A 16382-nucleotide genomic window follows, 5' to 3' on the forward strand; every position below is an offset into this window, starting at 1 on the left:
CCCCCTCCGTCAGCGACCTTCGGTCGCTGCCACCTCCCCCTGCGGGGGAGGAGAGGCTCGTTGGCGCTACCCTCGCCCGTCGGCTGGTAGCTGGTAGCTGGTGACTCGCCTACGACGCCGTCATGCCACCGTCGACGACGACCACCTGGCCGGTCATGTACGACGACGCCTCGGAGAGCAGGAATATCGCTGCTCCGGCCATCTCGTCGGGCTGGGCATGCCTGCCGAGGGCGGTGCGGTCCACGAACAGGCTCCGGAGGTTTGGATCGTCGACCAGCGTGGCGGCGAATCGGGTCTCCACGAGTCCCGGTGCGATCGCGTTGGCCCGGATGCCGACGGGACCCAACTCATGCGCCAGGGTCTGGGTCATGGAGATGACGGCCGCCTTGGTCATGCCGTAGACCCCCTGAAACGGCGCCGATCTCATGCCGGCCACGCTGGCGATGTTGACGATGGCGCCGCCATCGGTGGCGGCGGCAGCAAAGGCACGGGCCGCGTTGAAGTAGCCCTTGACGTTCACCTCGAAGACCTTGTCCCACGCGGGCTCCTCGATCCCGAGCATCGGGCCGAAGTAGACGTTGGTGGCGGCGTTGTTGACCAGTCCGTGCACCGCTCCGAACTCGGCCACGGCACGCTCGAAGAGGGCGTCCACCTCCTCGGCTCGCCCGGTGTGGGTAGCGATCGGCAGGGCCATGCCACCTCGCTCGCGGATGGCATCGGCAACGGCGTCGACGCCATCCTGTTTGCGTGAGGCGAGTACCACGTTGGCCCCGGCGTCTGCCGCCGCCAAAGCGATCGCCTCCCCGATCCCTCGGCTGGCCCCGGTCACCACGACGGTGCGGTCGGTGAGGGTGAAGTCGGCGGGCATGTGATCTCCTTACGACCGGGTGTCGGCGTTGGCGGACGCGGTGCTCTCCAGCGCCGCCTGAACCAGGTGTTCGAAGAGACGGGCCGATAGCTCGTCGGTGACATCGAGGCTTTCCGGGTGCCACTGGACCGCCCACATCGGCCAGTCGTCAGTGGGTGCCACCGCCTCGATGATGCCATCGGGAGCCCGGCCGGTGACGACAAGCCCGGGGGCAAGGTCGCGGATCGCCTGGTGGTGGAGCGAGTTGACGGTGACAGACTCGGCTCCGATGGCCCGGGCGGTCGATGAGCCCGGGTCGAGGTCGACGGTGTGCTGGCGGGTCCCCGCCGGCTGGTCGATGCGCCGGTGGTCGATGAGCCCCGGTCCGGCGGCGGCGATGTCGGTGATCAGGGTCCCGCCGAGGGCCACGTTGAGGACCTGCATGCCGCGGCAGATGCATAGCGTGGGCAGGTGTCGGTCACGAGCCTCGCGGATGAAGGCGATCTCGAACTCGTCGCGGTCCGGGTCGATTCCGTACACCGACTCGTGAGGCGCCCCCCCGTACCGGTCGGGATCGACGTCGCCGCCACCGGCAAGGAGTAGCCCATCGAGGCGGTCGATCAGCGCCGGGACCTCGTCGACGGCACCCGGCGTCAATGACACCGGGATTCCACCAGCGGAGCGGACCATCGTCGTATAGGTGACGAAGGCGAGGTAGACGCGGTCCCGATCCACCCGCTCGGTGAGCGTGTACCGACTGGTGGTGACTCCGATGATCGGACGCATCCGCCGAAGGTTACTCGGCGCCGCCTGGGCCTCCTGTGGCCGCTGGGGTTTGCCAAACGGGCGAACTGCTACCAACCTACGCACTCCTCGACCACCGAAGGGCCATGGGTTCTCTCGTAAAGAAGCGGCGCAAGAAGATGAGCAAGCACAAGTACCGCAAGCGCTTGCGCGCCAATCGTCACAAGAAGAAGCAGTAGTTCCCGAAGGTGGCCGATCCGCTGGGCTCTCAGCGACATCTGTTCGATCTGCCGGACGACGTCACCTACCTCAACTGCGCATACTTCTCGCCCAAACCGCAGCCGGTTCGCGAAGCGGGGCTGCGCGCCGTATCCGGCTTGGCACACCCGTGGAAGGTGGGTTCCGCCGACTTCTTCGAGCCCGGTGAGGTTCTCCGGGCGTCGTTTGCCTCCCTGATCGGTGGCGATGGCGACGGGGTCGCCTTCGTCCCGTCCGTCTCTTATGGAAGCGGCATCGCCGCCGCCAACGCCGACCTCGGGCCCGGTCGTATCGTCGTGGTCGTCCCCGAGGAGTTCCCATCGGATGTGTACCCGTGGCGGGCCGCCGTCGCCGAGCGCGGGGGCACCATCGTCACCACTCCTCCAGCGGGCGTCGCCGGATGGACCGAGCGTGTGTTGGATACGATCGATGAGCGGACGGCGGTGGTCTCGGTGCCGCATTGTCATTGGACCGATGGCAGTGCGTTCGACCTGCTCGCCATAGGTGCGGCGACACGCGAGGTCGGTGCCGCCCTGGTGGTGGATGCGTCGCAGTCACTCGGCGCCGTGCCGTTCGATGTCGGGACGATCCGGCCCGACTTCCTGGTGTCGGTGGGGTACAAGTGGCAGATGGGTCCCTATTCGTTCTCCTACCTGTGGGCCGGCGAGCGATATCGCGACACCGGTAGACCGATCGAGCACACCTGGCCCGGTCGCAAGGGCTCCGAGGACTTCGCCAGGCTGGTCGACTACACGGACGAGTACCGCGCTGGAGCCCGCAGGTTCGACGTGGGCGAGTTCTCCAACTTCATTCTCATGCCGATGGCTTCAGCGGCCATTGATCTGCTGAACACGTGGCAGCCGGATCGAGTCGAGGCAACGCTCGCGCCTCTGACCGACCTCATCGAGGCGGGGACGCGGGAAATGGGGCTGGAGCCGACGCCTGCGTCACGACGCTTCGGCCACATGATCGGGGTGAGGTTCCCCGATGGCCTGCCCGACGGCCTTCGTGAGCGCCTCGCCGCCGACGGCGTCCATGTCAGCATCCGCGGCAGCGCGGTTCGAGTCTCACCGCATCTGTACAACAGCGAGGAAGACGTGGAACGGTTGCTGGGAGCACTGCGCGCGGTGCTGTGAGAGAGCTACCAGCTGCCAGCTACCAGCCAGATGAGACTCTGCCGGTAGCCGGTAGCCGGTAGCCGGTAGCCGGTAGCTGGCTCCCCTCAGAGCAGCACCGCAGTCCATACGATCGCCAGACCGATCAGGATCAGGACTCCCTGGATCGCACCGCGCACGGCGGCACTCATGCTGCGGGCGAAGGTCTGATGCGCCCAGGCAAGGGCCACGGCGATGCCGACCAGCAGGAGCTTGACGGCGAGTGGCGTGTTGCCTCGCGTTGGGAGGTCGAGGCGGATCAGCTGGACCAGACCCGTGACCACCGCCAGTCCGATACCCGTCCAGGCGACGACGCCGAACCTGCGGGCCGTCGAGCGGATGAGGTCGAGGTCGGCGCCGCTGCGACGCATCGACGGGACCAGCGCCGCCATGGTCAGCATGCCCCCCACCCAGACCGCGGCACCGATGAGGTGCAGGAACCGCAGCACGTCGTCCATCAGCTCTCCTTGAGGAACGACTCGATCTCGCGGATCAGATGGTCGCTACGGGCGGGGTCGAGTGGCTCGGTGCGGGAGTCGTCCTCCAGCCGTCGCACGTAGCCGATGAAGTCTTCGTCGTCCGCCATGGCGTCGTCCACTTTCTGCTCGAACTCAGCCGCTGCGGTTTCCAGGTCCTCAAGGTCGAACGTTGTCTCCAGGGCCGTCGCGACGGTGTCGAGCAGAGCGAACATCGCCTTCGGATTGGGGTTGGCCGCCAGATAGTGAGGGGTCGCCGCCCACAGGCTGAGTGCCGGGATGCCGACTTCCCGGCACGCCTCGAGCATCACCGCGATGATGCCGGTCGGTCCCTCGTAGCGGGATGAGATCAGGCCCAGGTTCTCGACGAGGGCAGGATCGGTGGCGACCCCGATGATCGGGACCGGCCTCGTGTGTGCCACCTGGCCGATGAAGGCTCCGAGCGTGACCACTTGTTGGACGTCGGTTTCGGAGAGGATCTGAGCGAGGTACCGGGTGTAGGTCTTCCAGCGCAGGTTCGGCTCCTCGCCGGCACCGACGATCAGGTTCTGTGCTTCCAGCCCGTAGACCTCGGTGAGCGGCCAGGTGATGCGTCGTGTGCCGCCGTCGTTCATCTCGACACGGGGCCGGCGAATCTGGAAGTCGTAGAACTCCTCCGGTTCGAGCACGGCGAACGGGTCGGGGTCGCCGGCCTTGTCGAGCAGGTACTCGGCGGCGCCCGATGCGGCCTCGCATGCGTCGTTCCAGCCCTCCCAGGCCAGGATCGCCCGCGGGGAGCGCAGCTCCGGCTTGAAGAAGCGTCGGATCGGGTCCATGTCGCGACGATACTCGCGCAGGCGTCTTTCAGACCCGCCGTCGGCCCCCGCCTCCGCTAAGAAACCCGTACGGTCCATACTGGAACCACACGCGCCCCGGTGCCGTCGAGGGCCGCATCTGTCCCACAGGGAGCCTTCTTGCGTCGACCGTTGATATTGGCAGCAATCGGGGTCGTCGGCCTGATAGCCGTCGTCCTCCTGGCCTCGAGCTCGGCGCCGCCCCCGCGGGCAGGAGGCGAGCCAAACACACCCACGGCCCCGTCTACCACTGCGACCTCGGGTGCGAGCTCGACCACGTCGTCGTCGACGACCGGTTCGACTGCTCCGCCGCGCGAGGCCCGGTACATCGTTCCCGATGGAGAGGTAGAGCGGGAGGCGAAGCAGCTCGCCAGCGACATCGCGTATTCCCTCACGACGTACGAGGAGTCTGACGACCCGAACGCGAGGTACTTCGACATCGCCGGCGCCGAGGGTGTCGATCTCCTGGCGAAGGCGGGACAACCTCTCACCCTTGTGGGGCGGTGGTCCCGCGGACAGATCGTCTACCCCCAGCTGGGCGGGCTGACGAGCGAGAAGGTCTCGGTCATGACGGTCACCCGTCAAACGGTTGGCTCCGGCGCCGAACCTGAGTTCTCGGTCGTTCGAACCCTGGACATCCGCCTGATCATGGGCGAGGAGGGCTGGGAGTTCGACGAGCTCGCATCCGCCGGCGGCGTCTTCGCCAGCATCGAAGACCTGCAGCTCGCTCACGCCGTCGCCGCAGATCCGCGGATCGAGATGCCCGACTCGGCTCGCCTCGACATCCTCGACGGCCTGATCTCTCCCGTCCTGCTGGCGGTGATGCTGGATATCGCCGACATCACCCCGTACGGCATCTCGGTGCTGGCCACGGGTCACCCGTATCACGTGTTCGAGACCAACCGGGTCAGCCATCACACCGGTGGCCGGGCCGTCGACATCTACCGGGTGGGCGACCGGCTCGTGATCGACGACCGGCAGGCAGGCTCGGGCACCCGAGCCCTCGTGCAGCGGTTATGGGAGGACCCCAGGATGGTCCAGGTGGGGAGCCCGTGGGACATCGACGGGTGGCCGGCGCGCTCGTTCGCCAACACCGTCCACCAGGACCACATTCACGTCGCCGTGATCGGCAGGAACGACCCGACCTGGGTCCCGGCGATCGGGGACCTGGTGTGGGAGGACCTCGATGGCGACGGAATCCAGGACCCGGGGGAGCCGGGCATCGGTGGTGTCACCGTGCGTCTCTTCGACGGTTCCGGCCGGCAGATCGGCTCCACCGTCACCGATGCCTCCGGCAGGTATGAGTTCCGCAACCTGTGGTATGGGGAGTATCACGTCGAGGTCGACATTCCCGCCGGCTTCGTGGCGTCACCGCGGGACCAAGGCTCTGACGACTCCGTGGACTCCGACATCGACTCCGCGGGCGTGATGGCGCAGACCACCCTCGACCCCCGCGAGCACGACCCCCGGTGGGATGCCGGCCTGTACCGGCGTGCGTCGATCGGGGACCTGGTGTGGGAGGACGTCGACGGCGATGGGATCCAGGACCCGGGGGAGCCGGGCATCGCCGGCGTCACCGTGCGGCTGTTCAATAGCGGTGGCACCCAGGTGGCCTCCACCGTCACCAACGGCGCTGGCGAGTACCTCTTCTCGGGCCTCACACCGGGTGCCTACCACGTCGCGGTCACCATCCCCGGCGGCTTCGTGGCGTCACCGCGGGACCAGGGCTCCGACGACTCCGTGGACTCGGACATCGATTCCGGGGGTGTCATGGCGCAGACCACCCTCATCTCGAATCAGAACGACCTGCGCTGGGATGCCGGCCTGTACCGGCCCGCGTCGATCGGGGACCTGGTGTGGGAGGACGTCGACGGCGATGGGATCCAGGACCCGGGGGAGCCGGGCATCGCCGGCGTCACCGTGCGGCTGTTCAATAGCGGCGGCACCCAGGTGGCCTCCACGGTCACCGATGCCGACGGCGAGTACGTCTTCGCCGGCCTCCGACCGGGTGCCTACCACGTTGAGGTCGTCATCCCCGATGGCTTCGTGGCGTCACCGCGGGACCAGGGTTTCGACGACGCTGTGGACTCGGACATCGATTCCGAGGGTGTCATGGCGCAGACCACCGTCGTCTCCGGCGAGAACGACCTGCGCTGGGATGCGGGCCTCGTTCCAGACCCTTGATACGCACGCTGGGGTGTGGCATCGGCGGGAGATGGAACGGCTCATCCGGGCGGTCCATTCGCGCTGGCGCCTTGGTCAGGTCTCGAGGTAGTAGTCGGCGGTGCGGCTGCGCGACGCGCAGATCGGCCTCGGGATCGATCGTGCCCTGATCCAGGATCCACCGGATGTAGTCGGGGCCGGCCACGTAGTCGAGGGGTTCCACCGTGTGGATCCGCCGATTGAGTGCGGCGACGGCATCGGCGTCCGCCTCGGTCGGTGGCCGCCACGTCACGCCCTTCCTGGTCGGGAGTTGGGGGATGGTTACTGCTGATCCCACGGCCGCTCCCACGGTCGTTTCGAGAAGGCGGGCGGTCTACCCCACATGAGGTCGTAGGCGAGGATGAGCAACCGGAAAGACGCGATGAACAAAAGGATGCCGAGGAAGAACCACTTGCCCGCCGTCGCCACCACGATCACCGAGTACCAGATGCCGACGATGGAGGAGACAAGCAGGACCGTCACCGCGATCCCCTTGAGGACGCCCCACATATCTGCTCCCTCCGTCGGTTAGCGACCCAAGATGGCGAGGATCCACGGTACGTGTTCGTTGTAGTGCCCCGCCGTGGTGCGGAGCACCCGCCCGAAGACCGGGGCGCCGATGTCCTCGGTGAAAGGCTCGACGAATCGACCATAGGGCAGGTTCAGGTCGTCATCGCTGAGGGCATCCACTGCGGTGGTGACCTCCGTGTGGGCTGCCTGGAGTCGCTGTTGGGCTTCGGCGACGGTCAAACCCTGATTGCGCTGGCGCATGGTCGCGTTTGCCTCGTCGAGATCGAACTCGGTACCCGGGGGGTTCTGGCGAGGGTCGAACTCGGGGATCCCCATCCGATCCCACCGGGACTCCCGGCGCAGCAGGGCGGCGATCCCCTCTGCCCAGGAGCACAGGTGGACGACGTGGTCCAGGACGGTCCAGCCCTCGTCGTCGGTGGGGCCGACCATGTCGGACTCGTCGATGGTGTCGAGGACTCCGGTGAGGGTGTCGAACGCCCCATCCATGCGGGCGGTGAGTTCGGTCTTGGCGGCCCTGGGGATCTCGCTCATCGGGAAACCCTACTGCTCGTTGAGTTCAGCCCGAGTAACGGCGCAACCGCAGCGAGTTGCCCACGACCGAGACACTGGACAGGGCCATGGCGGCGGCCGCGATCATCGGATCGAGCATGCCGGCAGCGGCTATCGGGATCGCCGCCGTGTTGTAGGCAAAGGCCCAGAAGAGGTTCTGTCGGATCGTCCTGAAGGTAGCGCCGGCGAGCCGCAGCGCCGTCGGGACCAGGATCGGATCTCCGGACATGAGCACCACGTCACCGGTCTCGATGGCCACGTCGGATCCGGTTCCGACCGCGATCCCCAGGTCTGCCTGGGTGAGGGCGGGGGCGTCATTGACTCCGTCGCCGACGAAGGCCACGGTGTGACCCTCGTCTTGGAGTCGGGATACCTCGACCGCCTTGTCACCGGGCAGCACCTCGGCGATCACGCGGTCGATGCCGACCTCCGCCGCGATGACCTCAGCGGTGCGGGTGTTGTCACCGGTGATCATCACCACCGTTCGTCCGGCCGAGCGCAGTGCTGCGACGGCCTCCGGCGCGGTCAATCGGATGGTGTCGGCGACGGCCAGGGCGGCGCGCGCCTCACCGTCCCAGCCGGCCAGGAAGGCGGTGTGGCCGGCCTCCTCCATGCGGCGCATCGCAGACTCGACCGCCTCCGGAACCTGGTGGCCGGTGTCGACCAGCAGGGCGGGACGCCCGACGGTGACCAGTGTTCCCTCGACCATGCCCCGCACCCCCATGCCGGTGAGGGCCTCGAAGTCGGTCGGGCGGATCAGGGTCACATCGGCTTCCTCAGCACCGAGGGCGACGGCGCGGGCGATCGGATGTTCGCTTCCCGACTCGACCGAGCCGATCAGGTAGAGCGCCCGCCCCCGGGGCTCGTCGGTGACGAGATCAGCGAGCGTCATGGCACCGCGGGTGAGGGTGCCGGTCTTGTCGAAGACGACGGTGTCGACGGCGCGGGATCGCTCGAACACGTCGGCGCCCTTGAACAGGATGCCGAGCTCTGCGCCCCGCCCGCTGCCCACCATGATCGCCGTGGGCGTGGCGAGCCCGAGGGCACACGGACAGGCGATGATCAGGACCGCCACTGCCGCGGTGAGCGCACGAGCCGGGTCGCCGGTGGCGATCGTCCAACCCACCATCGTGCCCAGGGCGATGAGCAGTACGACCGGGACGAACACGCCGGCGACCCGGTCGACGAGATGCTCGATCGGCGCCTTGGTCTCCTGTGCTCGCTCGACCATGGCGATGATCTGGGCGAGCCCGGTCTCCGAACCGACCCGGGTGGCTTCGACGGTGATGAGCCCGGCGTGGTTGATGGTGGCGCCGACCACCGTGTCTCGCGGGTTCTTCGGCACCGGGACCGACTCGCCGGTGAGCATGCTCTCGTCGACGGTCGTGGTACCTTCGACGATGCGCCCGTCGGTGGGCACCTTCTCACCTGGCCGCACCAGGAGCAGGTCGCCGACTTCGATCTCATCGACGGAGACGGTCTCCTCGACGCCGTCGCGGAGCCGGATCGCCTGCTTGGCGCCGAGTTCGAGGAGGCGGGTGATCGCCGTCGAGGCGCGACCCTTGCTCCGCGCCTCCAGGAATCGCCCGAGCAGAATGAAGGTGATGATCACCGCCGCCACCTCGAAGAAGACATGGCTGCGGTCGAAGAAGGCCCACACCGACCACAGGTAGGCGGCGAGCGTGCCGATCGACACCAGGGTGTCCATACTGGCGGACCGGGCCTTCAGTCGGATGAAGGCGTTGCGGTGGAACTGCCAGCCGAACAGGAACTCGACCGGGGTCACCAACGCCCACACGGTGATCAGCAGCCACTGTTGGTCGGTCGGACCGAGCATCGAGAGCGCCACGGCGGGGACGGTGAAGACGGCTGACAGCGCGGCGAGCCGACCCTGGCGCCGGGTCTCGGCGGTGTAGTGGTCGGTGACGCTGTGCCGGTGCTCGGCGTCCGCCGGGCTCACCTCGTAGCCGATCCTGGCGACCGCCTGCTGGAGCGCCTCGACGTCGAGGTCGTCGCCGACCACCCGAGCGCGTTGCCCGGCGAAGGTGACCGTCGCCGAATCCACCCCCTCCTGGCGCGACAGCACGCGCTCCACCCGCAACGCACACGACGCACAGGTCATCCCGGTCACGTCGAGCTGGAGTTCCGTGGTGGTGGAGGTCATGTCTGACTCAACGCTCAACGCTCAACGCAGGCTGTGGAGGTCTCTTGCGTTGGGCGTTCGGCGTTAAGCGTTCTCCGGTACCTCATACCCCTCGCCCTCGATGGTGGCGATGATCGATTCAATGGTGACGGGCTCGTCGTAGGCGACGGCGATGGTGGCGGTGGGGATGTCCACGGTGACGCTGGATACGCCGTCGAGTTCGCCGATGGCGCCCTCCAGCGACGACTTGCAGTGGTCACAGTGGATCTCGGGTACGCGCAGGGTTGCTTCGGTCATTGGTCCTCCTCAGGATGCGTCGTCGATCGGTCCGGTGGCCGTGGGGGTGTAACGGAGCGTCTCCATGAGTTCGGTGACGATCTCGGAGGTCCGTCCCTCGGAAACGGCATGGAGCACGCATGTCTCCACGTGGTTTTCGAGGATCACCCGGTTCACCTTCTCCAGTGAACCCTGGAGAGCCGACACTTGTTTCATGATCTCCGGGCAGTAGCGCTCGTCCTCGACCATGGCGATCACCCCGTCGAGGTGTCCGCGCACGGTCTTGAGGCGGTTGAGCGCCGACTGCTTGTGATTCTCTTTCACGGGGGCGAGTGTAGGACCCCACTGGGGGTGGGGTATCTCCACGCTCAACGCTTAACGCTCAACGCTTAACGCTCAACGCTCAACGCTTAACGCTCAACGCTAGAAGCACAGGTCCTGCGTTGAGCGTTGAGCGTGTGGCGACTGGCGCTGCTGCCCCGACGGAGCCGCTTGACGCCTCCGGGTCTTGCGTTGAGCGTTGAGCGTTGAGCGTCTTGCTTCGGGGAGTAGCCTCCTGACCCCATGCCCCCCATCCACGCTGACATCGTCGCCGCCATCGGGAACACGCCTCTGGTGCGGCTGTCCAGGCTGCATCCGCCGGGGAACCTGGTGGCCAAGATCGAGTCGATGAACCCGGGAGGCTCGAGCAAGGACCGAATCGCCCTGGCGATGATCGAACGAGCCGAGGCTCTGGGGCTGTTGAAGCCCGGGGACACCATCGTGGAGTCCACCAGCGGCAACACCGGTGTCGGGCTGGCCATGGTGGCGGCCCTCAAGGGGTACAAGCTGATCGCCGTCATGGCCGACAAGCAGTCCAAGGAGAAGCAGGACCTGCTGCGGGCCTACGGCGCCGAGGTCGTGGTGTGCCCCACCGACGTGGCCCCGGAGGACCCCACCTCCTACTACTCGGTGGCCGAGGAACTGGCGTCGCGCCCCGGCCACTACCGGCCCGACCAGTACTCCAACCCGGCGAACCCGGAGGCCCAATACCGCACCACCGGCCCGGAGATCTGGGAACAGACCGAGGGAGCCGTCGGTGTCCTGGTCGCCGGCGTCGGCACCGGCGGCACCATCACCGGCGTGGGGCGCTATCTGAAGGAGCAGAACCCGGCGGTTCGGGTAGTCGGGGTAGACCCCGAGGGTTCCATCTACACCGCGGCCAGCGAGGAAAACGTCACCTCGTATCTGATCGAGGGTGTGGGGGAGGACTTCTGGCCGGAGGCGTTCGATCCGGGCATCGTCGACGAGTACGAGATGGTCGACGACGGTGAGGCGTTCCTGATGACCAGGCGGGTGGTACGCGAGGAGGGGATCCTGGTGGGCGGCTCCGGCGGCATGGCCATCGTCGGCGCCCTCCAGGCGGCCGAGCGGTACCCGGACCAACTGGTGGTGGTCATCGTCCCCGACGGCGGCCGCAACTACATCGCCAAGATCTTCAACGACGAGTGGATGAGGGAGAAGGGCTTTATCGAGTAGCGAGTAGCGAGGGCGAACTCAGACTCTCTCCCCCCGAAGGGGGGAGTACCTGACGGCGAAGCCGTCAGGGGAGGGGGGAGCCCAAGCGCTAGGTGGGCCTCGCGACGCGTCAGCCCCCCTCCGTCAGCGACCTTGCGCTCGCTGCCACCTCCCCCTTCGGGGGAGGAAAGTGGCTCTGGCTCCCCTACCCTTCACCTTGTGAAATTCGAGACGCAGGCCATTCATGCGGGGCAGGATCCCGACCCCACCACCGGGGCGGTCGTGGTCCCCATCTACGCCACCAGCACCTATGCCCAGGAGGCACCCGGGAAGCACGGTGGGTACGAGTACTCCCGCACCGACAACCCCACCAGGACGGCTCTCCAGGAGGCGCTGGCGGTCCTCGAGGGGGTTGACCCGGACTCCGGCGGCGGTTCGGTCGCCACGGCATCGGGCATGGCGGCGACGGCGCTGGCCGGCTACCTGCTCAAGCAGGGCGACCACGTGCTGCTGCCCGACGACGCCTACGGCGGGACCTTCCGTTTCTTCGCCCGGGTGCTCGGGGATCAGGGGTTCGAGTGGAGCGTGGCCCCGCCGACCGACCCCGACGCGGTGGCGGCAGCGATCCGCCCCACCACCCGTCTCGTCTGGATCGAAACCCCAACCAACCCCCTGCTCCGGGTGGTCGACATCGCCGCCATCGCCGATATCGCCCGCGCCTCCGGGGCGCTGCTCTGCGTCGACAACACCTTCGCCACCCCCTACCTGCAGCGCCCGATCGAGTACGGGGCCGACCTGGTGCTCCACTCGACGACCAAGTACCTGGGCGGGCACAGCGATGTCGTCGGCGGCGCGCTCGTCACCGGGGACCCCGAGCTCTACGAGCGGCTGCGCTTCCTCCAGAACGCGGCCGGGCCCGTGCCGGGCCCGTTCGACGCCTTCCTGGTGCAGCGGGGGCTGAAGACGCTGGCGGTGCGTATGGAGCGCCACTGTGACAACGCCGAAGCCGTCGCGCGGTTCCTGGCCGCCGACACCCGGGTCGAGGAGGTCTTCTACCCGGGGCTGGAGGACCACCCGGACCACGCCCTGGCGCATCGGCAGATGGGGGCGTTCGGTGGGATGGTGTCGTTCCGGCCCGTGGGAGGAGCCGAGGTCGCGCACCGGGTGGCGAGTACCACCGAACTGTTCTTCCTCGCCGAATCCCTCGGTGGCGTGGAATCGCTCATCGAGGTCCCGGCTGCGATGACCCACCTGTCGGTGGTCGGCACCGACCTCGAAGTGCCGGAGGACCTGATCCGGCTTTCCGTGGGCATCGAACACGTCGACGACCTCATCGAAGACCTGGACCGGGCGCTGGGCTAGGGCTGCCTTCGGCAGCAGCCACCAGCTACCAGCTTCCAGCTACCTGACGCGAGCCGCAGGCTCGCTATCCGTACTCGGCGATTCTGGTGGGCTCGATGACCACCGTCACGCGCACCATGCCCTCGCGGCGGGGGTACTCCTTGCCCCAGTACTGAAGGGCGAGCCGGTCGATGACTTCCCACCCGTCGGAGGTACGCATCTCGACCACCTTCCCCTGGATCGAGAAGTTCTTGTAAGGGGCGTCCTCCGGGCTGATCGAGATGGCGACCCGCGGGTCATTCTTCAGGTTGCGCCACTTGCGGCGCCCTTCGGCCGTGTTGATGACGATCCGATTTCCTTCCCGGATGGCCCACACGACACTCGCCTGCGGCATGCCATCGGGGTCGAGGGTGGTGAGGTGGGCGAAGTTGGGCCCCTCGAGGACCTCCTTCAGGGCATCGGACATCTCTACGGGCACGGCACGCTCTTCTGGTCGGTTCGGAGGTGGACGGTAGACGAGGGCGGAGGGGGCGGGGGGCGAGGGGCGAGGGGTGGGCAGCTTGCAGTGTGTGGACCTCTCTCCCCCCGAAGGGGGGGGTACCTGACGGCGCAGCCGTCAGGGGAGGGGGGAGGGCGATCAATACGTGGGCTGTGTTGTGGGGAGTACCGCCGAAGGCGGGCCTCGCGACGCGTCAGCCCTCCCCCTCCGTCATCGGCCTTCGGCCGCTGCGACCTCCCCCTTCGGGGGAGGAGAGTGTGGAGGTAACCTCCCCCCATGCCCATCGACATGCCTCGTCTCGAATCCCTGGTGGGCACCGAAGTCGGTGTCGGCGAGTGGATGGAGATCACCCAGAACCGCGTCGACGCCTTCGCCGACGTGACCGACGACCACCAGTGGATCCATCAAGCGGGGGAGGCCGCCGACAACGGGGTGTTCGGCGGCCCCATCGCCCACGGTTTCCTGACGCTCTCGCTGTTCACGCCGCTCACCAGCAGCGTGGTGGGTGGATTGGGCGAGGGAGCGGCGATGGCGATCAACTACGGCTTCGACCGGATCCGCTTCGTCAGCCCGGTGCGTGTCGGTTCGCGCATCCGGGCCCGGGTGAAGCTCCTCGAAGTGACGCCGATCGACAACGGCGTCCAGCTGAAGAACGAGATCACACTAGAGATCGAGGGGATGGATCGCCCGGCCGTGGTGGCCGAGCACCTCGTCCGCTACTACGGCTGAGTCAGGACGCCTCGACCAGGCCGACCAGATTGCCCGCAGGGTCGTAAAAGCTCGCGTAGATGACGACCTCGGGGATCTCGGTGCGCGGAGTCTTCGTCGTCCCACCTGCCGCCTCGATCTTCGCTAGCGCCTCGTCGATCGACGGGACCTCGATGTAGATGACGGTGCCGTTGGTCATGCCCTCCGGCGGCGTCGAGATGGCTCCGTCGGGCGAACCCTCAGGCGTGGCGGCTCCGAAGTAGTCCGGCATCCACTCGTTCCCGCCCCAGCCGAACATGGCGTCGTAGAACTTCGCCAGGTCGCCAGCGTTGCTCCCCGTGATCTCGAAGTGGACGATGGCCCCGGTCATTCGGCCCTCCCTCGGCGCGTCGCTGGCGAGATCGTATCGGTCTCGGGATAAGGGGGTGAGCGAATAGGTCGCTGGCTTCATCAGGCTTCGGCTTACAACAAGCCGAAACCTGATCCCGGGGCGAGCCTATTCGCTCACCCCCTAAGGCGGGTGTCTGGGTGGCCTGCTGCGGCGATGAGCAACGGAACCCGACCCGCCATCCTCCTGGGCGACCTCCTGTCGAAGGAAGGTCCGCACCAGGTACTCGCCGAGCGATTCCTCGCCGGAGCGTGCTTGCGGTGCGGTTCGTTCCGGGTGGATCAGCGGCTCGACCGGTCCGAGAGCCGATGTGACGACTGCTCGTCCTCGGACCCTTACTGAGAGTTCATCCGTTCCAGGCGACCGTTCCCGCCGGGATCGGCACCGGTATGCCTTCCAACCAGGTGCCCACCACGCTGGCGCCTCGTAGGTCTGTCGGCGAACCGTCGACCGGGTCGATGTCGAGCACCGTGAACGTCGCCGGCGCCCCGGCTACGAGGGAAGCGTCGTCGCCGAGCCCTCGCGCCGCGTCGTCGGTGAACAGGGCGAGCGCCTCCTCGGCGGTGAGCCCTTCCTCGGGCACGATCCCACAGCGGTCTCGTGCCGTGGCCATGCCCCACAAGGGATGCGGCGGCTCTACCGGGCAGTCCGATCCACCCGCCAGAGGCGTCCCGGCATCGGCCAGCGACCGGAACGGGTAGGTCCGCCGGAGGCGATCGGGGCCGATCCGTTTTTCCAACCACTCGGTCTCCGAGGCGATGAACGCTGGCTGAACCGATGCGGTGATGCCGAGGCGCCCGAACCGGGCGATGTCGGCCTCCGTGAGGACCGAGGCGTGCTCGATCCGCAGCCGTGCCGGGTCGGCACCCTCTGCGACGAGGCGCTCCATCAGGTCGAGCACATTGGTGTTGGCCCGATCGCCGATGGCATGGATGGCCACCAGCCCCCCGAGTCGCAGCGACGCCTTCGCCAACTCGTAGGCCCACACCGGATCCAGCCGGTCGGTGCCGGTCTGCTCGGGATCGTCCGCGAACCCGGTGTGCATGGCGGCGGTGTGGCCTCCCAGGCTCCCGTCGGAGAACATCTTCACGCCGGCGAACCGAACCCTCCCGCCGGCTGCCGCCAAACGCTCGGCGGCTCTCTCCAGGTCGTCGGGGGAGGCGGCGGCGACGATCACCCGCATGTCGACGGCGAGACGATCGGCAGCGTCGATGATCCGGTCCACTTCGGGATCGCCACCCGACCACGGGCCGCTGTCGGTCCACGCCATGGCGCCGACGCCGGTGAGTCCCACCGAGGCGAGGCCGTAGGAGGCGGCGACGAGGGCGTCGGCACCAACCGGCGGCGCCAGCGGGAGCAGGGCGTCGGCGACCGGCCCGATCGCCTCCTCGCGAAGCACCCCGGTCGGGGTGCCATCCGACTCCCGGTCGAACGATCCGCCGCTCGGATCCGCTGTCTCCCGGGTGATGCCGGCGATGGCGAGCGCAGCCGTGTTGACCACTGCGACGTGCCCGCAGTAGCGCAGCAGCATCGTCGGCCGCTTGCCGGTGATGGCATCGAGGAAGTGGCGGTCGGGCAGCCGCTGCTCGGCCAGGGACTCGTCGTCGAGACGCAGCGCCATGAGTGCCGCGGTGGTGGGCAATCCGCGTGCTGCGTCGGCGATCCGATCGGCGAGGTCGACGAAGTCGGCGGCCTGCTTGAGGCTCGGGGTGGTCAGCGTGGCTGCGTGCCCCAGAGGGTGCAGATGAGCGTCGCGAAGGCCGGGGACGATCGTGCCGTCGTAGCGCCGCTCCTCCAGCCCGTCGGCGCGCAGCCGATCGGCCCATCCCACTTCGGCGATCCGCTCACCGTCGACGACGACCGCGTCGCCGACGACCCCCGCGGCCGTGCGGATCGACGCCGCGGTGAGGAGGGTGGGGGGCATGGGGGGAGGCTA

Annotated in this window: 21 protein-coding genes; 8 read left to right on the forward strand and 13 right to left on the reverse strand. The window is 67.8% G+C overall.

Annotated elements, in window-relative coordinates:
* Positions 1-109: 109 nt before the first annotated feature.
* Positions 110-868 carry a glucose 1-dehydrogenase gene (locus tag WEA29_02285; GenBank protein ID MEX2322584.1) on the reverse strand — a complete coding sequence of 253 codons (759 nt, stop codon included), beginning with the start codon at positions 866-868 and terminating at the stop codon, positions 110-112.
* Between the two features lie 9 nt (positions 869-877).
* On the reverse strand, positions 878-1633 hold the full coding sequence (locus WEA29_02290) for a gamma-glutamyl-gamma-aminobutyrate hydrolase family protein (GenBank protein MEX2322585.1): 756 nt from the start codon (positions 1631-1633) through the stop codon (positions 878-880).
* A 104-nt stretch (positions 1634-1737) separates the two neighbouring features.
* On the opposite strand from WEA29_02290, the gene WEA29_02295 reads away from it, so the two are divergent.
* Both WEA29_02295 and WEA29_02300 read left to right on the forward strand, forming a co-directional pair.
* Positions 1738-1830: an AURKAIP1/COX24 domain-containing protein gene (locus WEA29_02295; GenBank protein ID MEX2322586.1), complete on the forward strand. Its 93-nt coding sequence runs from the start codon at positions 1738-1740 to the stop codon at positions 1828-1830.
* A gap of 9 nt (positions 1831-1839) precedes the next feature.
* Positions 1840-2985 (forward strand): aminotransferase class V-fold PLP-dependent enzyme, encoded by a 1146-nt coding sequence (locus tag WEA29_02300; protein MEX2322587.1) that lies wholly within the window; start codon positions 1840-1842, stop codon positions 2983-2985.
* Positions 2986-3071: 86 nt separating this feature from the next.
* On the opposite strand, the gene WEA29_02305 is transcribed toward WEA29_02300, so the two are convergent.
* From WEA29_02305 to WEA29_02315, 3 genes are read right to left on the reverse strand one after another with little or no spacing between them, the layout of a single operon-like run.
* A complete protein-coding gene (locus WEA29_02305) occupies positions 3072-3461 on the reverse strand; it encodes a hypothetical protein (protein MEX2322588.1) in 390 nt (129 codons plus the stop codon).
* Complete coding sequence (locus WEA29_02310; protein MEX2322589.1) at positions 3461-4294, reverse strand: PAC2 family protein; 834 nt, start codon at positions 4292-4294, stop codon at positions 3461-3463. The genes WEA29_02305 and WEA29_02310 overlap by 1 nt, the downstream gene beginning before the upstream one ends.
* Positions 4295-4350: 56 nt before the next feature.
* Complete coding sequence (locus tag WEA29_02315) at positions 4351-4752, reverse strand: hypothetical protein (protein ID MEX2322590.1); 402 nt, start codon at positions 4750-4752, stop codon at positions 4351-4353.
* A gap of 127 nt (positions 4753-4879) precedes the next feature.
* On the opposite strand from WEA29_02315, the gene WEA29_02320 reads away from it, so the two are divergent.
* Both WEA29_02320 and WEA29_02325 read left to right on the forward strand, forming a co-directional pair.
* Positions 4880-6496 (forward strand): SdrD B-like domain-containing protein, encoded by a 1617-nt coding sequence (locus tag WEA29_02320; GenBank protein ID MEX2322591.1) that lies wholly within the window; start codon positions 4880-4882, stop codon positions 6494-6496.
* Positions 6497-6596: 100 nt separating this feature from the next.
* A complete protein-coding gene (locus WEA29_02325) occupies positions 6597-6806 on the forward strand; it encodes a hypothetical protein (protein ID MEX2322592.1) in 210 nt (69 codons plus the stop codon).
* Here WEA29_02325 and WEA29_02330 read toward each other — a convergent pair.
* The 5 genes from WEA29_02330 to WEA29_02350 form a co-directional block, all read right to left on the reverse strand.
* Positions 6797-7024 (reverse strand): hypothetical protein, encoded by a 228-nt coding sequence (locus WEA29_02330; protein MEX2322593.1) that lies wholly within the window; start codon positions 7022-7024, stop codon positions 6797-6799. The genes WEA29_02325 and WEA29_02330 overlap by 10 nt on opposite strands.
* 18 nt (positions 7025-7042) lie before the next feature.
* Complete coding sequence (locus WEA29_02335; protein MEX2322594.1) at positions 7043-7576, reverse strand: maleylpyruvate isomerase N-terminal domain-containing protein; 534 nt, start codon at positions 7574-7576, stop codon at positions 7043-7045.
* Between the two features lie 25 nt (positions 7577-7601).
* Positions 7602-9758 carry a heavy metal translocating P-type ATPase gene (locus WEA29_02340; protein MEX2322595.1) on the reverse strand — a complete coding sequence of 719 codons (2157 nt, stop codon included), beginning with the start codon at positions 9756-9758 and terminating at the stop codon, positions 7602-7604.
* Positions 9759-9821: 63 nt separating this feature from the next.
* Positions 9822-10034 carry a heavy-metal-associated domain-containing protein gene (locus WEA29_02345; protein ID MEX2322596.1) on the reverse strand — a complete coding sequence of 71 codons (213 nt, stop codon included), beginning with the start codon at positions 10032-10034 and terminating at the stop codon, positions 9822-9824.
* 9 nt (positions 10035-10043) lie between these two features.
* Positions 10044-10337: a metal-sensitive transcriptional regulator gene (locus WEA29_02350; GenBank protein MEX2322597.1), complete on the reverse strand. Its 294-nt coding sequence runs from the start codon at positions 10335-10337 to the stop codon at positions 10044-10046.
* Positions 10338-10577: 240 nt separating this feature from the next.
* Between WEA29_02350 and WEA29_02355 the strand changes: the two genes are divergently transcribed.
* On the forward strand, positions 10578-11531 hold the full coding sequence (locus tag WEA29_02355) for a pyridoxal-phosphate dependent enzyme (protein ID MEX2322598.1): 954 nt from the start codon (positions 10578-10580) through the stop codon (positions 11529-11531).
* A gap of 198 nt (positions 11532-11729) precedes the next feature.
* A complete protein-coding gene (locus tag WEA29_02360; GenBank protein MEX2322599.1) occupies positions 11730-12872 on the forward strand; it encodes a cystathionine gamma-synthase in 1143 nt (380 codons plus the stop codon).
* Between the two features lie 64 nt (positions 12873-12936).
* On the opposite strand, the gene WEA29_02365 is transcribed toward WEA29_02360, so the two are convergent.
* On the reverse strand, positions 12937-13329 hold the full coding sequence (locus tag WEA29_02365; GenBank protein MEX2322600.1) for a PPOX class F420-dependent oxidoreductase: 393 nt from the start codon (positions 13327-13329) through the stop codon (positions 12937-12939).
* A 297-nt stretch (positions 13330-13626) separates the two neighbouring features.
* Between WEA29_02365 and WEA29_02370 the strand changes: the two genes are divergently transcribed.
* A complete protein-coding gene (locus WEA29_02370; GenBank protein ID MEX2322601.1) occupies positions 13627-14079 on the forward strand; it encodes a MaoC family dehydratase in 453 nt (150 codons plus the stop codon).
* Between the two features lies 1 nt (position 14080).
* Here WEA29_02370 and WEA29_02375 read toward each other — a convergent pair whose 3' ends face one another.
* On the reverse strand, positions 14081-14428 hold the full coding sequence (locus tag WEA29_02375; GenBank protein MEX2322602.1) for a VOC family protein: 348 nt from the start codon (positions 14426-14428) through the stop codon (positions 14081-14083).
* A gap of 174 nt (positions 14429-14602) precedes the next feature.
* Here WEA29_02375 and WEA29_02380 point away from each other — a divergent pair, with 174 nt between their 5' ends.
* On the forward strand, positions 14603-14788 hold the full coding sequence (locus WEA29_02380; GenBank protein MEX2322603.1) for a hypothetical protein: 186 nt from the start codon (positions 14603-14605) through the stop codon (positions 14786-14788).
* 4 nt (positions 14789-14792) lie between these two features.
* Here WEA29_02380 and WEA29_02385 read toward each other — a convergent pair whose 3' ends face one another.
* Positions 14793-16370 carry an amidohydrolase gene (locus tag WEA29_02385; GenBank protein ID MEX2322604.1) on the reverse strand — a complete coding sequence of 526 codons (1578 nt, stop codon included), beginning with the start codon at positions 16368-16370 and terminating at the stop codon, positions 14793-14795.
* Positions 16371-16382 lie beyond the last annotated feature (12 nt).

It is taken from the genome of Acidimicrobiia bacterium (assembly GCA_040902765.1).
GTDB lineage: Bacteria > Actinomycetota > Acidimicrobiia > Spongiisociales > UBA11373 > DATKBG01.

Excerpts from the sequence above, each read along its gene's own strand:
- WEA29_02285 (MEX2322584.1), bottom strand. The coding sequence starts at position 868 with ATGCCCGCCGACTTCACCCTCACCGACCGCACCGTCGTGGTGACCGGG.
- WEA29_02290 (MEX2322585.1), bottom strand. The coding sequence starts at position 1,633 with ATGCGTCCGATCATCGGAGTCACCACCAGTCGGTACACGCTCACCGAG.
- WEA29_02295 (MEX2322586.1), top strand. The coding sequence starts at position 1,738 with ATGGGTTCTCTCGTAAAGAAGCGGCGCAAGAAGATGAGCAAGCACAAG.
- WEA29_02305 (MEX2322588.1), bottom strand. The coding sequence starts at position 3,461 with ATGGACGACGTGCTGCGGTTCCTGCACCTCATCGGTGCCGCGGTCTGG.
- WEA29_02310 (MEX2322589.1), bottom strand. The coding sequence starts at position 4,294 with ATGGACCCGATCCGACGCTTCTTCAAGCCGGAGCTGCGCTCCCCGCGG.
- WEA29_02315 (MEX2322590.1), bottom strand. The coding sequence starts at position 4,752 with ATGTCGAAGTACCTCGCGTTCGGGTCGTCAGACTCCTCGTACGTCGTG.
- WEA29_02320 (MEX2322591.1), top strand. The coding sequence starts at position 4,880 with ATGACGGTCACCCGTCAAACGGTTGGCTCCGGCGCCGAACCTGAGTTC.
- WEA29_02330 (MEX2322593.1), bottom strand. The coding sequence starts at position 7,024 with ATGTGGGGCGTCCTCAAGGGGATCGCGGTGACGGTCCTGCTTGTCTCC.
- WEA29_02335 (MEX2322594.1), bottom strand. The coding sequence starts at position 7,576 with ATGAGCGAGATCCCCAGGGCCGCCAAGACCGAACTCACCGCCCGCATG.
- WEA29_02340 (MEX2322595.1), bottom strand. The coding sequence starts at position 9,758 with ATGACCTCCACCACCACGGAACTCCAGCTCGACGTGACCGGGATGACC.
- WEA29_02345 (MEX2322596.1), bottom strand. The coding sequence starts at position 10,034 with ATGACCGAAGCAACCCTGCGCGTACCCGAGATCCACTGTGACCACTGC.
- WEA29_02355 (MEX2322598.1), top strand. The coding sequence starts at position 10,578 with ATGCCCCCCATCCACGCTGACATCGTCGCCGCCATCGGGAACACGCCT.
- WEA29_02370 (MEX2322601.1), top strand. The coding sequence starts at position 13,627 with ATGCCCATCGACATGCCTCGTCTCGAATCCCTGGTGGGCACCGAAGTC.
- WEA29_02375 (MEX2322602.1), bottom strand. The coding sequence starts at position 14,428 with ATGACCGGGGCCATCGTCCACTTCGAGATCACGGGGAGCAACGCTGGC.
- WEA29_02380 (MEX2322603.1), top strand. The coding sequence starts at position 14,603 with ATGAGCAACGGAACCCGACCCGCCATCCTCCTGGGCGACCTCCTGTCG.
- WEA29_02385 (MEX2322604.1), bottom strand. The coding sequence starts at position 16,370 with ATGCCCCCCACCCTCCTCACCGCGGCGTCGATCCGCACGGCCGCGGGG.